Source organism: Pseudomonas sp. SD17-1, from assembly GCF_029201585.1.
Taxonomy (GTDB): domain Bacteria; phylum Pseudomonadota; class Gammaproteobacteria; order Pseudomonadales; family Pseudomonadaceae; genus Aquipseudomonas; species Aquipseudomonas palmensis.
In genome coordinates, this window is the sequence record NZ_CP104044.1 from 4,007,485 (window position 1) to 4,026,616 (window position 19,132).

Below are 19,132 nucleotides of genomic sequence, written 5' to 3' on the forward strand. Positions count from 1 at the left end.
GCGAGCATGGCCAAACGTCTTCTGTTGTTCTGCCTGCTGTTCGCCGGGGCCTGTCTCGCCCCTTCGCTCTGCGCCAACGAACCCGGCGAGCGCAGCTACGAGCTGCTCAGCCGCAGCGGCCTGGCGGCCATGGCTGTAACCCCCACACCGGCCCAGGCCGACTGGCTCGACAAGCATGACGTGCTGGTACTGGGCACTTCGGCACCGGACTACGCGCCGTTCGACATCACCGCCAGTGGCCGCGATTACGAGGGCCTGACCGCCGACTACGCCGGCCTGATCGGCAATACCTTGAACCGGCCCATTCGGGTCAAGCGCTTCGCCAACCGCGACAAGGCCCTGCAAGCCCTGATAGACGGGCACATCGACCTGCTGGGAAGTGCCAATGGCTACGATGCCGCCCTCCCCGAGGTGGCCCTGTCGCGCCCCTATGCCGAAGACCTGCCGGTGCTGGTCACCCGCGAAAATGAAACCCGGGCACTGGACAACGGCCTCAAGGGGCTGCGCCTGAGCGTGGTTGCCCATTACCTGCCATTGAGCGAGGTTCGCGCCACCTACCCCAACGCCACGGTGCAGACCTACAGCTCCTACCACAATGCCCTCAACGCGGTGGCCTTCGAACAGGCCGACGTGTTCCTGGGGGACGCCTTGTCGACCTATTACCAGATCAACCAGGGCTACCTGAAAAACCTCAAGATGGTGAACTTCGGCAAACACGAGCCTGTGGGCTTCAGCTTCGCCCTGCGCGCCGACAACCCGCTGCTGCTCGAGCTGGTCAATACCACCCTGGACGCGGTCACCAGCGCCATGCGCACCAGTATCTTCCAGCGCTGGAGCATCGGCGACGGCATGCTGCTGACTGATCGCAAGCTGCAACTTTCCCCACGCGAACAACGCTGGCTGGCGGCACACCCGGTGGTGCGCGTGGTGGTGGACGAAAACGCCGCGCCGCTGTCGTTCTACGACAGTGCCAACAACCTGCGAGGTATCGTTGCCGACCTGCTCGAGCTGATCCGTCTGCGCACCGGCCTGCGCTTCGAGATCCATCGCAGCGCCGGCATCAGCGACATGATCGACCAGTTGCACCAGGGTCGCGCCGACGTCATCGCCACCATCACGCCCAGCACACAGCGCGAAGCCACCCTGAACATCAGCCGGCCCTACCTAGAGAACGCCTACGTGCTGGTCACGCGCAAGGGCGAGGACGAACCTGCCTCGCTGCGCCAGCTGTATGGCAAGCGCCTGGCCGTGACCCGCGGCAGTACGCTCAACGACGGGCTGCGCATTCGCCATGGCGGCATCGAGCTGGTTGAAACGGAAAGCCCCGCAGCCTCCGCCGAACTGCTGTCGCGTCACCAGGTCGACGGCATGGTCACCGCGCTGATCAATGCCAATTTCAGGCTCACCACCCAAAAGCATCTGATCATCCGCGCCAACATCGGCGACGAGCCGGCGACCTACTCCATGGCCACCGCCCAGGGCGCCGACGAACTGACCTCCATCCTCGACAAGGCCCTGCTTAGCATCCCGCCCCAGGAGCTGGGCGCAATCAATGGCCGCTGGCGCGATTTCAGCGGCGAACCCAGCTCCTACTGGCAAAGCCACCAGCGCTTCATCATTCAACTGGTGCTGGGCACTGGCCTGCTGCTGATCCTGTCGCTGGCCTGGAACGGCTGGATGCGTCGCCAGATCAAGAAGCGCGAGCAGATCGAGCGCGCCCTGGGCGACCAGCTCGAGTTCATGCGGGCGCTGGTCAACGGCACGCCGCACCCGATCTACGTGCGTGACCGCCAAGGCCTGCTCAAGAGCTGCAACGACAGCTACCTGCAGGCCGTTGAGGCGCGCGCCGAAGAGGTACTGGGCAAGTCCATCCACGATGCGCCGCTCACCGATGCCGACAATGCCAGTCAGTTTCAGGCGGACTACCAGCAGGTGATGAACGAAGGCCTGCCATTGATCGTCGACCGCCCCATGATGCTGAAGAACCGCGAGCTGACCATCTACCACTGGGTACTGCCGTACCGCGACTCGCTGGGCGAGGTACAGGGCATCATCGGCGGCTGGCTGGACATCAGCGACCGCCGCCAGCTGATCCAGGAACTGCGCCAGGCCAAGGAGCAGGCCGACAATGCCAACCGTGCAAAAAGCAAGTTCCTGGCCACCATGAGCCACGAGATCCGTACCCCCATGAACGCGGTGATCGGCATGCTCGAGCTGGCACTCAAGCGCGCCGATGCCGGGCACCTCGACCGTCCCGCCATCGAGGTGGCCTACAGCTCGGCCAGGGACCTGCTGTCGCTGATCGGCGATATCCTCGACATCGCGCGTATCGAGTCCGGCCACATGAGCCTGAGCCCCCAGCGCGTCAACCTGGGTGAGCTGGTGGAGTCGGTGGGTCGGGTGTTCGAGGCCCTGGCCCGGCAGAAGGACCTCAGCCTGAGCCTGGTCATCGACGAGAGCGCCTGCCGCGACGTGCTGCTCGACCCGCTGCGCTTCAAGCAGATCCTCTCGAACCTGGTCAGCAACGCGATCAAGTTCACCGACCAGGGCCAGGTACGCGTGGACCTGGCCCTGCAACCGGGGGCCGGGCCCGATACCCTGCAACTGCTGCTCTCGGTCAGCGACAGCGGTATCGGCATCAGCGCGACTGACCAGCAGTACCTGTTCCAGCCCTTCGCCCAGGTCGCCCCCGACAGCCCGCTGGCACGCAGCGGCACCGGCCTGGGCCTGGTCATCAGCCGCAGCCTGTGCGCCATGATGGGCGGCCAGCTGACGCTGCACAGCGAACCGGGCACCGGGACCGAGGTGAAGATCAGCATGCCGCTGACGGGGCTGGCAGCCTGCGAGAAGCTCGCCGACCCCGTGCCCCAGCCGACCTTGCCGGCGCCGGCGGTGAAGGTGCTGGTGGTCGACGACCACCCGGCCAACCTGCTGCTGATGGGCCAGCAGCTGGACTTTCTCGGCGTGCAGCACACCAATGCCGACAGCGGCCTGAGTGCGCTGCAGGCATGGCGCCTGGAGCCTTTCGACGTGTTGATCGTGGACTGCAACATGCCGCAGATGGACGGCTACCAGTTGGCCCAGGCCGTACGCGAGGAAGAGCGCATACTCGGGCGCGCGCCCTGCACCATCCTGGCCTACACCGCCAACACCCAACCTGAAGTGCGTGATCGCTGCCACGCCGCTGGCATGAACGACTGTCTGCTCAAACCCATCACCCTGCATGAACTCAGCCAGCGCCTGAACGACGCTCCCCTGTCGGCAGGCCGCGCCCGTGGTGACATGCCCCTGATCGACCTGATGGGGCTGGGGCCGATCATCGGCAACGACCCAGGCGAACTGCGCCGCCTGCTCGAACAGTTGCTCAGTTGCGCTCCGATCGACCGTCAGCAGCTGCTCGACGCCGATACTCGCGGCTCGCCGGCAATACTCAGGGACGCTGCACACAAGGTGCTGGGGGTGGCGCGCATGGTGCAGTCCGAGGCGCTGATGCTGGCCTGCGAACGGCTGGAAGCGGCGTGCGAGGACGCTGCGCCAGAACCTGTGCTCAGGCGACGCAAACGGCAGGTGCTAAGGGCGATGAACGAGGTGGATCAGGCGTTGCGCGATACGCTTGAGGCGCTGTCGCAGCCCACGGGAACGGGGCCGATGCAGGGGTAGAGCGCAAGCGGCAGCCACCAGGGCTGCCGCTTTGACGAGGTATCAGCTAGCCGGGTTGACCGGCTTTTCCGGATACCAGGCATCCAGCAACGGGCTGACTTCGATCTTGGTCAGCTCGCTGCGGCCTTTGAGCCATGCCTGCACTGCAGCACGCTGCTCTTCGGTGACCGAGCCACGATCTGCCTTGCAGACCAGACCGAAGTCGTCGCCGCCGACGTAGTCCAGGCCGTTGGCATCCATGGCTTCATCCAGGAAGGCGTCGAGGAAAGCGTCAATGGCTTCGTCGGACAGGTCTTCCTTGAACTCCAGGTTCAGTTCGAAACCCAGCTCCTGGAACTCGTCTACACACAGTTTTTTACGCAGACGGCGGGAACGGTTGGTCGCCATGAAACAATCCTCTTAAGTAATAACGCGCGGCACTTTACCAGTTCCACCGCGAAACTGCCTGAATAAAACCCGAAAAATCGCCGCACTGACAGGCATTGTTAGGCACATGGGCAGCATGCGTGGTGCATAATGCGCGCTATATTTTTCCATACCGGGGCCGTCACCCTATTGCGCTCTGGTTTTTTTCACCCCTCGCCTGCAGGGTTTCAGTGCAAATGACCACATCTCTACGTTCTCTGCTGTTCGCCGGCCTGCTGCTGCCACTGGCCATGCCGGCCCACGCCGCCCCCGTCAACACCACCCTTTCGCCCAAGGTGCAACAGGCCCTCAAGACCAACAAGCTCGACGGCTCCGCGCTGTCGCTGGTGATGCTGCCGCTCAATGGCCCGGGCACACCCACGGTGTTCAACGCCGATGTGTCGGTCAACCCGGCCTCGACCATGAAACTGGTCACCACTTATGCCGCGCTGGAAATGCTCGGCCCGACCCACCAGTGGAAAACCGAGTTCTACACCGACGGCACCCTGAGCAACGGCACCCTCAACGGCAACCTGTACCTCAAGGGCGGCGGCGACCCCAAGCTGAACATGGAAAAACTCTGGCTGCTGATGCGCGACCTGCGCGCCAACGGCGTACAGACCATCAATGGCGACCTGGTGCTGGACCGCAGCCACTTCGTGCAGCCCCAGCTTCCCCAGTTCAACGACGACGGCGGCGATGAAAACAAGCCGTTCCTGGTCAAGCCCGACTCCCTGCTGGTCAACCTCAAGGCCTTGCGCTTCGTGGCACGCAACGATGGCGGCAAGGTCCTGGTATCGGTAGAGCCGCCCATCGCCAGCATCCGCATCGACAACCAGGTCAAGGCGGTACCGGGCAACCAGTGCAAGGGCGAAGTGCGCTACAACCCGGTGACCCAGGCCGACGGCGTCAGCGTGGTGGTCAGCGGCCAGTTGGCTGACGGCTGCAACTCCCAGACCTACCTGGCACTGCTCGACCACCAGACCTACGCCGCCGGCGCGGTACGTGCCATCTGGAACGAACTGGGCGGGCGCATCATGGGGGCTGACCGGGTTGCCGAAGTTCCCAAGAGTGCACGCCTGCTGGCCCGCGCATTCTCCCCGGACCTGGTGGAGGTGATCCGCGACATCAACAAATACAGCAACAACACCATGGCCCAGCAACTGTTCCTGAGCCTGGGCGCGCAGTACCGCACCGATGCCGACGGCGACGATGCCCGTGCCGCACAGCGTGTGGTGCGCCAGTGGCTGGCGAAGAAAGGCATCACCGCGCCGCATCTGGTCATGGAGAACGGTTCAGGGCTGTCGCGTGCCGAGCGTGTCAGCGCCAGGGAAATGGCCACCCTGCTACAGGCAGCCTGGAAGAGCCCCTACGCTGCCGAATTCATCAGTTCGATGCCGCTGACCGGCATGGACGGCACCATGCGCAAGCGCCTCAAGCGCACCGCCATGACCGGTGAAGCACACATCAAGACCGGCACCCTGAATACGGTGCGTGCCATCGCCGGCTTCAGCCGCGACAGCAACGGCAACACCTGGGCGGTGGTGGCAATTCTCAACGACCCCAAACCCTGGGGCGCCTCGGCAGTGCTCGACCAGGTGCTGTTGGACCTGTACCGCCAGCCAAAGCTCAACAGCAGTACCGCAGCGCTGCAACCCTGAGCCGGGCTCAGGGCTCCACCCGGGCGTGCGGGCGGTGGCTGCAAGGTAGCCACCCCCCACACGCCTGATCACATCCTGCGCGCCATCAGCGCGCCTGGATGCGCCATGCGCGGTGGATCTTGCTGTTGCGCGCGAAGTCCGGGTCCAGGGTCTGGGCGGTGATCTCCTCGACCGCGTAACGCTCCTGCAGGTGTTCGTCGAGCTGGAACTTGCGGAAGTTGTTGGAGAAATACAGCACGCCACCCGGTGCCAGGCGCGCAACGGCCAGGTCAAGTAGCTCCACATGGTCACGCTGCACGTCGAACACCCCTTCCATGCGCTTGGAGTTGGAGAAGGTCGGCGGGTCGATGAAGATCAGCTCGTACTCCTCGCGGCAGGCCTGCAGCCACGCCATCACGTCGCCCTGCTCCAGGCGGTTCTTGTCCGAGAAGCCGTTGAGCGAGAAGTTGCGCCGCGCCCAATCCAGGTAGGTTTTCGACAGGTCGACACTGGTGGTGCTGCGCGCACCACCCTTGGCCGCATGCACGCTGGCCGTGGCGGTATAGCAGAACAGGTTTAGGAAGCGTTTGCCGGCCGCCTCGCGCTGGATGCGCATGCGCATCGGGCGATGGTCGAGGAACAGCCCGGTATCGAGGTAGTCGGTCAGGTTGACCAGCAGCTTGACGCCGCCTTCGCTCACCTCGGTGAACTGACCCTGGCTGCTCTGACGCTCGTACTGCTTGGTGCCGGATTGCCGCTCGCGCCGCTTGATCACCACGCGGCTCTGGTCGATGTTCAGCGCCTGGGGGATCGCCGCCAGGGCATCGAACAGACGCGCCTGGGCTTTCTCCGGGTCGATCGAGCGCGGCGCGGCGTACTCCTGAACATGCACCCAGTCATGGTAGAGGTCGATGGCCAGCGCGTATTCCGGCATGTCGGCATCGTAGACGCGATAGCAGGTTATGTTCTCGCGCTTGGCCCACTTGCCCAGTTGCTTGAGGTTCTTCTGCAGGCGGTTGGCGAACATCTGCCCGCCTTCGCTCAGACGCGCCGGCTCGCTGGCGACTGAAACCACGGGCTCGCTCGGCTCGCTGCCCCGCTCGCGCTCTGGCTGACGACGCTCGCCAGTGACGAACTGATCGGGCTGCACCCTGATCAACAGCAGCTTGCACGGCAGCGCGCCGTTCCAGAAGGCGTACTGCTTGTGGCTGCGAATACCCATGCGCTTGCCCAGATCGGGCGCGCCGGTGAATACCGCCGCCTCCCAGTTCAGGCAGGCCTGGCGCAGGCGTTCACCCAGGTTCTGGTAGAGATACAGCAGGCTGGCTTCATCACCCAGACGCTCACCGTAGGGCGGGTTGCAGATTACCAGGCCCTTCTGGTTCTGGTCGGGACGCGGCTCGAAGCTGCCCACTTCGCCCTGGTAGATCTTGATCCAGTCGCTCAGGCCCGCACGCTCGACATTGTTGCGCCCTGGCTGGATCAGCCGCGGATCGGCCTCGTAGCCGCGGATCCACAGCGGCGGACGTGCCAGCCCGGCTTCGGCGCGCGCCTTGGCCTCGTCGTGCAGCTTGCGCCACAGCGCCGGCACGTGACCCAGCCAGGCGCTGAAGCCCCAGCGCTCGCGGCGCAGGTTCGGCGCGATATCGGCGGCAATCATCGCCGCCTCCACCAGGAATGTACCCACACCGCACATCGGGTCGGCCAGCGCGCCGCCCTGGGCAGCAATACGCGGCCAGCCGGCACGGATCAGCACGGCAGCGGCAAGGTTTTCCTTCAGTGGCGCAGCCCCCTGCTGCAGACGGTAGCCTCGCTGGTGCAGGCTGTGGCCGGACAGGTCCAGGGACAGAATCGCCTCGCCGCGTTCCAGGCGCAGGTGCACACGCAGATCGGGGTTGAGCTTGTCTACCGAAGGCCGCTCGCCCGCCGCATTGCGCAGCTTGTCGACGATGGCATCCTTGACCTTGAGCGCGCCGAAGTGGGTGTTGTCGATGCCCGAGCCGTGTCCGCTGAACTCCACAGCCAGGCTGCCGGTGGCTTCCAGGTGATCCTGCCAGTCGACGGCGTTGACCCCGTCATACAGGTCATCGGCGTTCTTCATGTTAAAGCGCTTGAGCACCAGCAGTACACGGTTGCCCAGACGCGACCAGAGGCACAGGCGATAGGCGGTTTCCATGTCGGCTTCGCCGCGAATGGCCGAGGTGTGCTCTCGCACATCCTCCAGGCCCAGCCCACGGGCTTCTTCGGCAAGCAGGCCTTCCAGGCCCTTGGGGCAGGTGAGATAGAGTTCGAAACGGTCCGACATGAGTAATCCAAGCCTTGAGCAATAGGTGAAAAGGCAAGCGCATCGCCCCTTCGCTGTTTGATCGAACGCCTTCCAGCAGGCATTCGAATGGCGCTGACATGGCGCCGGGCCGCCGGACAACGGCCATTTACCCCAGGGTAAAAAGGCTTTGATCGTCCGGCAGAATGAAAAATTCTAGTAAAACTGCGGCTTTTTATGACCCTTCGTCGTTTTGAGCCCCTGCGTTGGAAGTGATTCTCAACGATGGCGTTCTGACCTGAGCCATGAGCAAAGCCTGATCATAGCTGGCTTTGCCTTCATTTCGCCGCTGAAGCAATTTTTTACTTATCCCCTGACCCTTGGAAAGGTTACGTCCTTATGACAAAACGATCATTCACACTGTGACCTGCATTGGTTAGAACTCGTATCAGGTTGTCCTGCAACGGGGCAACACTTCCAGCTCGCCACGCCGGCAGCGAGCGCATAACCGGCAGAACGACTCTGCCCGGCCTCAGCCGAGGCCGACGGGACATTACAGTCAACAAGTGAGGGCAACACCCTATGAGAAGACTTAAGCGTGATCCGTTGGAAAGAGCATTTTTACGTGGCTACCAATATGGGGTCACCGGCAAATCCCGCGAGCTTTGCCCTTTTACTCTACCGTCAGTACGCCAAGCCTGGGTCAATGGCTGGCGCGAGGGACGTGGCGACAACTGGGACGGTATGACCGGCACTGCGGGTATCCATAGACTCAACGAACTTCACGCCGTTGGCTGAACGAGGATCTGAATTCTAGTCACCATGCACGCTCTATCCGAGCGGCGGGCTGCGGCCCAGGGGCCCCTTTTGAGGGGCCCTTTTTTATGCCCGCTCAGCGTGGCCCCATGGCGGCGATGGCGTCCACCGACTCGCGAATCAGCGCAGGCCCCTTGTAGATGAACCCGGAGTAGATCTGCACAAGGCTTGCACCGGCAGCGATCTTCTCGGCGGCGTGCTTGCCTTCGGTGATACCGCCTGCTGCGATGATCGGCAGCTTGCCACCCAGTTCGGCGGCCAGCATGCGCACCGTGTGGGTACTCTTGTCGCGTACCGGGGCGCCCGACAGCCCACCGGCCTCGTCAGCATGCGCCAGGCCTTCCACGCCTTCGCGGCTGAGGGTGGTGTTGGTCGCGATCACTGCGTCCATGCCAGTGGCCAGCAAAGCCGACGCCACCTGTGCGGTTTCCTCATCGCTCATGTCCGGGGCAATCTTGATGGCCAGTGGTACGCGCTTGGCATGGGTCAGGGCCAACGCCTCACGGCGCTCGGCCAGGGCCTGGAGCAGTTGCTTGAGCGAATCGCCAAACTGCAGGCTGCGCAGGCCCGGGGTGTTGGGCGAACTGACGTTGACGGTGACGTAGCTGGCGTGACCGTAGACCTTCTCCAGGCAGATCAGGTAATCGTCCACTGCCCGCTCCACCGGGGTATCGAAGTTCTTGCCGATATTGATGCCCAGCACGCCATGGTAATTGGCCGCACGCACACGCTCGAGCAGATGGTCGACGCCCAGGTTGTTGAAGCCCATGCGGTTGATGATCGCCTCGGCTTCAGGCAGGCGGAACAGCCGCGGCTTGGGATTGCCTGGCTGCGGGCGCGGGGTGACGGTGCCGATCTCGACGAAACCGAAGCCCAGTTGAGCGAAGCCGTCGATGGCGGCACCGTTCTTGTCCAGCCCCGCTGCCAGCCCGACCGGGTTGGCGAACGGCAAGCCCATGACGGTTACCGGCAACTGCGCCGGCGCCTTGGTCAACAGCCCGTTGAGGCCCAGGCGCCCACCTGCACCGATCAGGTCCAGCGACAGGTCGTGGGAGGTTTCCGGGGACAGTTTGAACAGCAGCTGGCGGGCCAGGGTATACATGGGCAGGCTTAGCTCGAGGTGTGGGAAGGCAGCGATTATAGCGGTGCAGCCGCCACGAAGACAGGCCCGCGTACGCCTTGCACCCACCGCCCGATCAAATCGCAGGCAAAGAAAAGCCCGGCCGGAGCCGGGCTTTTCTCAAGCGTCAGACCAATTACTTGGCTTGGGCTTCTACTTGAGCTTCAACGCGACGGTTGACAGCGCGACCAGCTTCGGTGGCGTTGTCAGCTACCGGACGGGTCTCACCGTAGCCAACCGATTCAACGCGGTTCGACTCAACACCGTACTGGTTGGTCAGAACCTGCTTCACGGCGTTTGCACGACGCTCGGACAGCTTCTGGTTGTAAGCGTCAGGACCGACGGAGTCAGTGTGACCTTCAACGGTGGTGGTGGTGGATGGGTACTGCTTCATGAAGTCAGCCAGGTTCTTGATGTCGCCGTAGCTGTTTGGCTTGACGACCGACTTGTCGAAGTCGAACTTGACGTCCAGCTCTACACGAACGACTTCAGCAACAGCCGGGCAGCCATCAGCGTCAACGGTAACGTTGGCTGGGGTGTCAGGGCACTTGTCGACGTTGTCGCACACGCCATCGTTGTCGCTGTCGGAGCAGACTTCAGCTACTGGAGCTGGCGCAGGAGTCGGTGCAACCTTGCCACCGCTACCACCGAAGTTCAGACCCAGACCCAGGGATGGGCCCCACTCGGTGTTGCCGTTGTCGATGTTGTACATCGCTTCAACGCCAGCACGGGCGAACAGGTTGTCGGTGATGTACCACTTGGCGCCAGCGCCCAGGTTGGCGAAGGTGGAGTGATCGCGACCGTTACGGGTAGCTTGGCCCAGGCTCTCGTGAGCGAAACCAGCCGATACGTAAGGACGGATTGCGTCACCAACGGTACCCAGGTGGTAGGTGGCGTCCAGCTTGGCCTTGGAACCTTTGATGTCCTTGTTGAACACGTCGCCACGAGCGTTGTGAGTCTCGTTGTAGCCCAGGTCCAAGGACACGTCGTCGGTCAGGAAGTAACCGAGGCGAACACCAGGATTGGTGCCGTCGTTCTTGAAGTTACGCTCGCTGTCGTAGTACTGCTTGGTGACGTTGCCTTCAATTTCGACTGCGCCTTGGCCTTGTGCCAGAGCGCCGAAGGAAGTTGCGGCAACAAAAGAACCAATGGCCAAGCCCAAGGTGTTTTTCAATTTCATCCGTTAAATCCCCATCTGGTGATTGTTAAGTAGTCCCACCAAACCCGGGGGACAACTCGTCGACAAGTTTAGCAGACCTTGTCGATACGTTAGAGATATTTGCGACTCACTAAGTTTCGGTGAGGCCCGCAAATTTCTCGCGTAGCTTGTCGAGCGCACGCTTGTAGCGCATTTTCGTGGCGCTCAGGCCCATGTGCATGATGTCGGCGATCTCCTGGAACTCCAGCTCTGCGACAAATCGTAGCACCAGGATTTCGCGGTCGATCGGGTTCACATGAACCAGCCATTTATCCAGCCCGCCTTTCTCTTCCGGTTTGGGGGCCTTCTCTTCAGAGGCCTCCTCGAGTGGATCGAGACTTAGCGCATCCATCAAACGACGTTTGCGCCGCTCCTTGCGGTACTGGGTGATGCATTCGTTGTAGGTGATGCTGTAGAGCCAGGTCTTGAATTTCGACTTGCCTTCGAAATTCTTCAGGCCGTACAGCACCTTCAACATCACCTCCTGACAGACATCGTCAGCATCCCGATCGTTCCCCAGATAACGTGCACACACGTTAAAAAGGGTCCGCTGGTAGCGCCGCATGAGCTCTTCATAGGCGCGAGTAACATGAAAAAGCTCCTCATGCGAACGCGCCACCAACTCCTCATCAGTGAGCTCGCGGGGGTCGTAACGCATGGGCAGCGAGTGAACTTTATTCAAAACAAATCTGGCCGACAGTCAGGTCATTGTCGCCGCTCGCCCTGCCTGGGCGATTTTGCGGCGGCATACATTAGCAGGATTTGCCCGGTTAGCGGCTACTGACCCGCTGCTCCAGGAGGATCCGGTTCGACAGCGATACCAGTTCACCCTCGTCGGTGAGCACGGTCGTCTTGACCGTGCCGATCTCTTCGATCTGCCCCTCGACCTCGCCAATCTGGACCTGCTGGCCGACCTGATAGAGCTCACGTACGTAAATTCCAGCCAGGATCTGCCCGGCGATTTCACGGCTGCCCAGGCCCATGGCCAGCGCAACTGCCAGACCAACGGTAATCAACCCGATGACAATCACGTGGTTGAGCAGGTCGGTCTTGACCTCCAACTGGCTGATGGCCACCGAAATGCTGATGATGATGACCAGGCCCTGGGCGATACGCCCGACCCCTGCGGCGTATTCCAGGCCGATGCCCTCGGCGGCACCGCGCACCAGGCCGTTGACGATCTGGGCCAGCAGCACACCGGCCAGCAGCACCAGCGCACCGCCAAACACCTTGGGCAGGTACAGCGCCAGCATGTCCAGGGTCGCCGAAACACGTTCAAGCCCCAGGGATTCGGCGGCCGAAACCAGGAAGATCAGCAGCACGAACCAGTAGACGATCTTGCCGATCAGCGTCGAGATCGGCACCTGGATGCCCACCCGGCTGAGCATCTTGGTCAGGCCGGTGCCGCCCATCAGGCGATCCAGGCCAAGCTTGGCCAGCAGCTTGGACAACAGGGTATCGAGCAGCTTGGCAACCACAAAGCCCAGCAGCACCACCACCAGCGCCCCAAACAGGTTGGGGATGAAGTTGGCGACTTTGGTCCACAAGGCGGTCATCGCCGCCACCAGGCTCTGGGTCCAGAGATCAAGTTCCATAATCAATCAGCCTTATCAGCTTTACGGGCAGAAGCGTTACGACGCACCGGCGCGACATGCGCCGAGCCATTGTTCACGGCGATCATCAGCGCCTGGCTCCAACGGCCGAGCAGGCTGAACAGATCGCCCGCGCCGACCTGACGGTTGGCGGTCTTGAGGACCCGGCCCAGGCAGGCGTCGTCGTCGCGGTCTTTGCCGGACGGCGAGGCCTTGAGCAGGTCCCGCAGGGATTCTTCAAACGGATCGTGCATGGGCACCTCGCGCAATGTCTGTCAAAGACGAGACGCTCATAGGGCGGGTCACATGAACAATCTGCGCAAATGTTGTAGGAAACTTCAAGAAAGTGCCCCTATACCCAGCGAAGACGGCGAAACAGCCACCATTGGCCCAGGGCCAGCACGAGCACCAGCAAGCTGGCATAAAGGAAGCCATAGGGGTTTTCCGAACCCGGAATGCCCCCCACGTTGATGCCCAGCAAGCCGGTCAGAAAGCTCATGGGCAGGAAGATACAGGTGATGATTCCGAAGCGGTACATGGTCTTGTTCATGCGTTCGCTCAGGCGCCGGTCCTCGCTTTCAAGCACCAGCGCCACGCGCTCGCGGGTCAGTTCCAGCTCTTCGAGGTAGCGGATCAGGCTGTTGTTGAGCTCGTTCCAGTAGTCGGCATCGTCCGGCGCGAACCATGGCCATTTGTTGCGCGCCAGCTGCGCATAGATTTCCCGCTGCGGCGCCAAGAACCGACGCAGGCCGGCGGCGCGCCGCCGCATCTGCTGCAGGCTGCCGTGCTCAGGCGCATACCGTTCGTCGGATTCGAGTTTTTCTTCCTCTTCATCCACCACTTCGGACAGGTCCGACACCAGCGCCTGGACCTTTTCGGTCAGCAACTGGGCCAGGCTCAGCAACAGCTCGGAAGCCGTGGTCGGGCCACGCCCCTCGTCCAGTTGCTGAAGCAGCTCGTCGGTAGCGCGCAGCGGCCGCAGGCGCAGCGAAATCACCCGCTGCGCCTGGGCGAAGATGCGCACCGACACCATGTCTTCGGGTTCGGCGCCCGGGTTGAGGTTGACCCCGCGCAGAAACAGCAACATCTGCGCATCCGGTAAAGGCACCAGGCGAGGCCGGGTGTTTTCCTCCAGCAGCAGGTCACAGGCGAAGGGGCTCAGGCCGCTGTCATGGCGCAGCCAGGTCTGGGTTTGCGGGTGGCTGCGATCCCAGTGCAGCCACAGGCTCTGCTCCGGCTGCAACTGCAGATCGTCCAGTTCGGTTCGAGCGATCGAACGCGCACCGCCCTTGCCATCGAGTACCAGGGCATGCACCAGCCCCCACTGCGCGTTTTCTTCCTCGAACATCCCTACCCCACGCACCGTCAGCGAAAATTACTCGGGCATCTTCAACGGGCTGGGCGACACGATGACACCGTTGTTGTCAGCGTACACGTACTCCCCCGGCCGGAAGGTCACACCAGCGAACGTGACCACCACATTCAGGTCACCAATGCCGCGCTTGTCGGTCTTCATCGGGTGGCTGGCCAGCGCCTGCACACCCAGATTGGTTTGCGCCAGCGCATCCACGTCACGCACGCAACCGTAGATCACCAGCCCTTCCCAGCCATTCTTGGCGGCCTTCTCGGCAATCATGTCACCCAGCAGCGCCCGGCGCAGCGAACCGCCGCCGTCGACCACCAGCACCTTGCCCTTGCCATCCAGGTCGGCTTGCGCCTTTACCAGCGAGTTGTCCTCGAAGCACTTGACGGTGACGATCTGACCGCCGAACGAATCGCGGCCGCCGAAGTTGCTGAACATCGGCTCCAGCACCTGCACCAGGTCCGGGTAGGCGTCACACAAGTCGGGGGTAAGGTAATGCATGGGAAACTCCTGTCGATGGCCAATTGAATGGAAGGCGGATTTCACACGTTCACTGAAAAGACGAAGCCGGCGCACCGGCGTTTAACCAAGGCTACACGCCGACGGGCTGCGGGTCACCTGTCTCGGCCGGGGCCAGCATGGCCTGCGGGTCGCTCAGCCAGCGCTCCACCAGCGGCCACACCTGGGCCTGGGCCGGTTTGCTGACCAGCATATCGACATGACCGAAATTGTCGAAGCCTTCCTCGCGCCCCAGCCGCACGAAACGCTTGTGCTCGCTGCCTATTTGCTCGAACAACTTGCGACAGGCCCACACCGGGTCCTGGTGATCTGCGGCCCCAGCCACCGCCAGCACCGGCACGCGCACCTCGGCAAGCCCGGCCCACCAGTCGCTCTGCTTGTCGCCAAAGCGTCCGAACAGGCCGAACCAGCGCATGCTTTCCAGCGCCAGGCCGATGGGCTCATCTTCGGGCCCGCGCTTGAGCCGCGAACCTGACAGGTGTGCAAAGCGCCTGAGCAGCAGGCGCCCGCCCCACTCCACCGGTGGGATTTTCAATGGCCAGTAGGTTCGGCTGACCTGGGTGCCGAAAAAGGCCGCACTGGCGACCTGCTCCTGGGCCAGGTAAGCCCCGCCCAATGCTGCCGCCAGCGTGGTACCGCCCAGCGAGTGGCCAAGCCAGTGCGGGGTGCGCCCGCTCACCTCGCACACGAACGCGGCAATTGCCGGCAGATCGTAACGGGCATAGTCCGCCACACGGTTGTGGCGGTAGTCGCGGTTGCGGGGTGACAGCCCATGGCCGCGCATTTCCGGTATCCACACGTCGAAACCGGCGCGTGCCAGGGTCGCGCCCAGGCCGATACCGCGCGGCGAGAACCAGAAGCGCCGGTTGGAAAAGCTGCCATGCAACAGGATGACCGGGGCACCGCGCACCTCGCTCTGGTCGGCCATGCCAAGGCGTGTCAGCGCCAGCTCGACCGTACGGTCGGGGCTGTTGCCGGCCTTGAGCCGATACACATCTTCGCTGAGGTCGCCGCGCCGCTCGGCACTGAGCAGGGCAACGGGAAAAAGAGTACTGCTGCTTTGCATAGGTTACTTGCACAAAAAAGGGCGAGCCCATCACTGGATCACGCCCTGAAAATCCGTTGAAGCGGCCGCCCGACGCCTCCTGGCTGGCGGCCGCTCCTCTTCAGCGCATCAGGCCTGGGCCTGGCCCTCGGCCAGGAAGAACCAGGTTTCGAGCACCGAGTCAGGGTTCAGCGAGACGCTTTCGATGCCCTGCTCCATCAGCCACTTGGCCAGGTCAGGGTGGTCGGAAGGGCCCTGGCCGCAGATACCGATGTACTTGCCGGCCTTGTTGCAGGCCTGGATGGCGTTGGCCAGCAGCTTCTTGACCGCAGGGTTACGCTCGTCGAACAGGTGCGCAATGATGCCGGAGTCGCGGTCCAGGCCCAGGGTCAGCTGGGTCAGGTCGTTGGACCCGATGGAGAACCCGTCGAAGTACTCGAGGAACTCATCGGCCAGGATCGCGTTGGAGGGCAGCTCGCACATCATGATCACACGCAGGCCGTTGACGCCACGGCCCAGGCCGTTCTCGGCCAGCAGGTCGACCACCTGGCTGGCTTCGCCCAGGGTCCGTACGAACGGCACCATGATCTCGACGTTGGTCAGGCCCATTTCGTCGCGCACGCGCTTGAGTGCACGGCACTCGAGCTCGAAGCAGTCACGGAACGATTCGCTGATGTAGCGCGAGGCGCCACGGAAGCCCAGCATCGGGTTTTCTTCTTCCGGCTCGTACAGCTTGCCGCCGATCAGGTTGGCGTACTCGTTGGACTTGAAGTCCGACAGGCGCACGATGACCTTCTTCGGCCAGAACGCTGCGGCCAGGGTGCTGATGCCCTCGACCAGCTTCTCGACGTAGAAACCGACCGGATCGCCGTAGCCGGCAATGCGCTTGTCGACGCTTTCCTTAAGCTCGGCCGGCAGGCCGGCATAGTTGAGCAGTGCCTTGGGGTGCACGCCGATCATGCGGTTGATGATGAATTCCAGGCGCGCCAGGCCGACACCGGCGTTGGGCAGCTGGGCAAAATCGAATGCGCGATCCGGGTTGCCGACGTTCATCATGATCTTGAACGGCAGGTCGGGCATGGCATCTACCGAGTTCTGGCGAATGTCGAAGCCCAGCTCGCCTTCGAAGATGAAGCCGGTATCGCCTTCGGCGCACGACACGGTCACGCCCTGGCCATCCTTGAGCAGCTGGGTGGCGTTGCCGCACCCGACCACCGCCGGAATGCCCAGTTCACGGGCAATGATCGCGGCGTGGCAGGTACGCCCGCCACGGTTGGTGACGATGGCGCTGGCGCGCTTCATCACCGGTTCCCAGTCCGGGTCGGTCATGTCGGACACCAGCACGTCGCCGGGCTGGACCTTGTCCATCTCCGACACGTCCTTGATGATCCGCACCTTGCCGGCGCCGATGCGCTGGCCGATGGCACGGCCTTCCACCAGCACGGTGCCGGTTTCCTTGAGCAGGTAGCGCTCCATGACGTTGGCCTGGGCGCGGCTCTTCACGGTTTCAGGGCGCGCCTGCACGATGTATAGCTTGCCGTCGTCACCGTCCTTGGCCCACTCGATGTCCATCGGGCACTTGTAGTGCTGCTCGATGATCATGGCCTGCTTGGCCAGCTCGCTGACCTCTTCGTCGCTCAGGCAGAAACGGGTGCGGTCAGCCTTGTCGACATCGACGGTCTTGACCGAACGACCGGCCTTGGCCTCGTCGCCGTAGATCATCTTGATGGCCTTGCTGCCCAGGTTGCGGCGCAGGATGGCCGGGCGCCCGGCTTGCAGGGTGCCCTTGTGCACGTAGAATTCGTCGGGGTTGACTGCGCCCTGCACGACGGTTTCGCCCAGGCCGTAGGCGCCGGTGATGAACACCACGTCACGGAAACCCGACTCGGTGTCCAGGGTGAACATCACGCCGGCGGTGCCGGTTTCTGAACGCACCATGCGCTGCACGCCGGCCGACAGGGCCACCAGCTTGTGGTCGAAGCCCTGGTGCACGCGGTAGGAAATGGCGCGGTCGTTGAACAGCGAGGCGAACACTTCCTTGGCCGCGCGGATCACGTTGTCCACGCCGCGGATGTTCAGGAAGGTTTCCTGCTGCCCGGCAAACGAGGCATCCGGCAGGTCTTCGGCAGTGGCCGAGGAACGCACGGCGACAGCCATGTTCGGGTTGCCCTGGGACATTTCGGCGAAGGCGGTACGGATTTCGGTGTTCAGCCGCTCGGGGAATTCGGCTTCCATGATCCACTGGCGGATCTGTGCGCCGGTGCGGGCCAGGGCATTGACGTCATCCACATCCAGCGCGTCGAGGGCGGCATGGATCTGGGCGTTCAGGCCGCTCTGCTCGAGAAAGTCACGGTACGCCTGAGCCGTAGTGGCAAAGCCGCCGGGGACCGATACACCGGCGCCCGCGAGATTACTGATCATCTCTCCGAGGGATGCGTTCTTGCCCCCCACATGCTCTACATCATGGACGCCGAGCTTATCGAGGGAAACTACGTACTCTACCAAGGTGATCTCTCCACTAACTGTGTTGGAAAAGCTCATGACGCCGGTCAGTTCGCTGTGACCGTACCGGGCGTTTGTGGCCTGGACCTGGAAAATAAGTGAGAATGCCGACCAGGGATGTTCGGCAAACCGAACGTATCATATCCAAGAATCGTCACCAGCTTAAGGCCCAAGGCGCAAATGAAACGATCTGCTTTCTTTATTTCCGACGGCACCGGCATCACTGCCGAAACGCTGGGACAAAGCTTGTTGGCACAATTCGAGAGCATCGGGTTCAACAAGTTCACGCGACCGTACATCGACACCGTGGACAAAGCGCGCACCATGGTACAGCAAATCAATACCGCCGCAGAACGCGACGGCGTGCGCCCGATCATCTTCGACACCATCGTCAACCAGGATATCCGCGAGATCCTGGCTACCTCCAACGGCTTCATGATCGACATCTTCTCGACCTTCCTGGCGCCGCTGGAACAGGAGCTGACCGCCCATTCGTCGTATTCGGTGGGCAAATCGCACTCGATCGGCGGCAACTCCAACTACATGGAGCGCATCGAGGCGGTGAACTTCGCCCTGGACAACGACGACGGTGCGCGCACCCACTACTACGACAAGGCCGACCTGATCCTGGTGGGCGTATCGCGCTGCGGCAAGACCCCCACCTGCCTGTACATGGCCATGCAGTTCGGCATTCGCGCAGCCAACTACCCGCTGACCGAAGACGACATGGAGCGCCTGCAGCTGCCACCGGCCTTGAAGAACCACCAGCACAAGCTGTTCGGCCTGACCATCGACCCCGACCGCCTCACTGCCATTCGCCACGAGCGCAAGCCCAACAGCCGCTACGCCAGCTTTGCCCAGTGCGAGTTCGAGGTGCGCGAAGTGGAGAACCTGTTCCGGCGCGAGAACATTCCCAACATCAACTCCACGCATTTTTCGGTGGAAGAGATATCCGCCAAGATCCTGGTGGAGAAAGGCGTGGAGCGGCGCTTCAAGTAAGCCGCCCGGC

General features: G+C 62.7%; 15 protein-coding genes. 4 read left to right on the plus strand and 11 right to left on the minus strand.

Annotated features, from left to right (window positions below):
- Positions 1-6 precede the first annotated feature (6 nt).
- Positions 7-3,660, plus strand: a complete 3,654-nt coding sequence (locus N0B28_RS18160) for a transporter substrate-binding domain-containing protein (protein WP_275727909.1) — start codon at positions 7-9, stop codon at positions 3,658-3,660.
- A 42-nt stretch (positions 3,661-3,702) separates the two neighbouring features.
- On the opposite strand, the gene N0B28_RS18165 is transcribed toward N0B28_RS18160, so the two are convergent.
- Positions 3,703-4,047, minus strand: coding sequence for a YggL family protein (locus N0B28_RS18165; protein WP_043864604.1), 345 nt, complete (start codon positions 4,045-4,047; stop codon positions 3,703-3,705).
- Between the two features lie 215 nt (positions 4,048-4,262).
- On the opposite strand from N0B28_RS18165, the gene dacB reads away from it, so the two are divergent.
- Positions 4,263-5,726, plus strand: a complete 1,464-nt coding sequence (gene dacB / locus N0B28_RS18170; protein WP_043864605.1) for a D-alanyl-D-alanine carboxypeptidase/D-alanyl-D-alanine-endopeptidase — start codon at positions 4,263-4,265, stop codon at positions 5,724-5,726.
- An 85-nt stretch (positions 5,727-5,811) separates the two neighbouring features.
- Here the strand turns inward: dacB and rlmKL are convergent, their stop codons facing one another.
- Entirely contained in the window at positions 5,812-8,010 is a 2,199-nt protein-coding gene (gene rlmKL, locus N0B28_RS18175; protein WP_078479588.1) for a bifunctional 23S rRNA (guanine(2069)-N(7))-methyltransferase RlmK/23S rRNA (guanine(2445)-N(2))-methyltransferase RlmL, read from the minus strand.
- A 540-nt stretch (positions 8,011-8,550) separates the two neighbouring features.
- On the opposite strand from rlmKL, the gene N0B28_RS18180 reads away from it, so the two are divergent.
- Complete coding sequence (locus N0B28_RS18180; RefSeq protein WP_078479587.1) at positions 8,551-8,766, plus strand: ribosome modulation factor; 216 nt, start codon at positions 8,551-8,553, stop codon at positions 8,764-8,766.
- Positions 8,767-8,860: 94 nt separating this feature from the next.
- On the opposite strand, the gene N0B28_RS18185 is transcribed toward N0B28_RS18180, so the two are convergent.
- From N0B28_RS18185 to ppsA, 9 genes are all read right to left on the minus strand, one after another.
- On the minus strand, positions 8,861-9,886 hold the full coding sequence (locus N0B28_RS18185) for a quinone-dependent dihydroorotate dehydrogenase (protein ID WP_275727915.1): 1,026 nt from the start codon (positions 9,884-9,886) through the stop codon (positions 8,861-8,863).
- Between the two features lie 154 nt (positions 9,887-10,040).
- Entirely contained in the window at positions 10,041-11,084 is a 1,044-nt protein-coding gene (locus N0B28_RS18190) for an OmpA family protein (protein ID WP_043864608.1), read from the minus strand.
- A 109-nt stretch (positions 11,085-11,193) separates the two neighbouring features.
- A complete protein-coding gene (gene sigX / locus N0B28_RS18195) occupies positions 11,194-11,784 on the minus strand; it encodes an RNA polymerase sigma factor SigX (protein WP_026001337.1) in 591 nt (196 codons plus the stop codon).
- A gap of 88 nt (positions 11,785-11,872) precedes the next feature.
- Entirely contained in the window at positions 11,873-12,697 is an 825-nt protein-coding gene (locus N0B28_RS18200; protein WP_043864609.1) for a mechanosensitive ion channel domain-containing protein, read from the minus strand.
- 2 nt (positions 12,698-12,699) lie between these two features.
- Positions 12,700-12,954, minus strand: coding sequence for a CrfX protein (locus tag N0B28_RS18205; protein ID WP_173925061.1), 255 nt, complete (start codon positions 12,952-12,954; stop codon positions 12,700-12,702).
- 92 nt (positions 12,955-13,046) lie between these two features.
- Complete coding sequence (locus tag N0B28_RS18210) at positions 13,047-14,042, minus strand: zinc transporter ZntB (RefSeq protein WP_058541340.1); 996 nt, start codon at positions 14,040-14,042, stop codon at positions 13,047-13,049.
- A 27-nt stretch (positions 14,043-14,069) separates the two neighbouring features.
- Positions 14,070-14,558, minus strand: a complete 489-nt coding sequence (gene rraA / locus N0B28_RS18215; protein ID WP_043864612.1) for a ribonuclease E activity regulator RraA — start codon at positions 14,556-14,558, stop codon at positions 14,070-14,072.
- A gap of 91 nt (positions 14,559-14,649) precedes the next feature.
- A complete protein-coding gene (locus N0B28_RS18220; protein WP_275727937.1) occupies positions 14,650-15,642 on the minus strand; it encodes an alpha/beta fold hydrolase in 993 nt (330 codons plus the stop codon).
- Between the two features lie 108 nt (positions 15,643-15,750).
- A complete protein-coding gene (gene ppsA / locus N0B28_RS18225; protein ID WP_043864614.1) occupies positions 15,751-18,126 on the minus strand; it encodes a phosphoenolpyruvate synthase in 2,376 nt (791 codons plus the stop codon).
- A 177-nt stretch (positions 18,127-18,303) separates the two neighbouring features.
- Between ppsA and N0B28_RS18230 the strand changes: the two genes are divergently transcribed.
- Positions 18,304-19,122: a pyruvate, water dikinase regulatory protein gene (locus N0B28_RS18230; RefSeq protein WP_043864615.1), complete on the plus strand. Its 819-nt coding sequence runs from the start codon at positions 18,304-18,306 to the stop codon at positions 19,120-19,122.
- The last annotated feature ends 10 nt before the right edge of the window (positions 19,123-19,132 follow it).

Excerpts from the sequence above, each read along its gene's own strand:
- N0B28_RS18165 (WP_043864604.1), bottom strand. The coding sequence starts at position 4,047 with ATGGCGACCAACCGTTCCCGCCGTCTGCGTAAAAAACTGTGTGTAGAC.
- N0B28_RS18210 (WP_058541340.1), bottom strand. The coding sequence starts at position 14,042 with ATGTTCGAGGAAGAAAACGCGCAGTGGGGGCTGGTGCATGCCCTGGTA.
- N0B28_RS18185 (WP_275727915.1), bottom strand. The coding sequence starts at position 9,886 with ATGTATACCCTGGCCCGCCAGCTGCTGTTCAAACTGTCCCCGGAAACC.
- N0B28_RS18160 (WP_275727909.1), top strand. The coding sequence starts at position 7 with ATGGCCAAACGTCTTCTGTTGTTCTGCCTGCTGTTCGCCGGGGCCTGT.
- rraA (WP_043864612.1), bottom strand. The coding sequence starts at position 14,558 with ATGCATTACCTTACCCCCGACTTGTGTGACGCCTACCCGGACCTGGTG.
- rlmKL (WP_078479588.1), bottom strand. The coding sequence starts at position 8,010 with ATGTCGGACCGTTTCGAACTCTATCTCACCTGCCCCAAGGGCCTGGAA.
- N0B28_RS18180 (WP_078479587.1), top strand. The coding sequence starts at position 8,551 with ATGAGAAGACTTAAGCGTGATCCGTTGGAAAGAGCATTTTTACGTGGC.
- N0B28_RS18190 (WP_043864608.1), bottom strand. The coding sequence starts at position 11,084 with ATGAAATTGAAAAACACCTTGGGCTTGGCCATTGGTTCTTTTGTTGCC.
- N0B28_RS18200 (WP_043864609.1), bottom strand. The coding sequence starts at position 12,697 with ATGGAACTTGATCTCTGGACCCAGAGCCTGGTGGCGGCGATGACCGCC.
- dacB (WP_043864605.1), top strand. The coding sequence starts at position 4,263 with ATGACCACATCTCTACGTTCTCTGCTGTTCGCCGGCCTGCTGCTGCCA.
- N0B28_RS18230 (WP_043864615.1), top strand. The coding sequence starts at position 18,304 with ATGAAACGATCTGCTTTCTTTATTTCCGACGGCACCGGCATCACTGCC.
- N0B28_RS18220 (WP_275727937.1), bottom strand. The coding sequence starts at position 15,642 with ATGCAAAGCAGCAGTACTCTTTTTCCCGTTGCCCTGCTCAGTGCCGAG.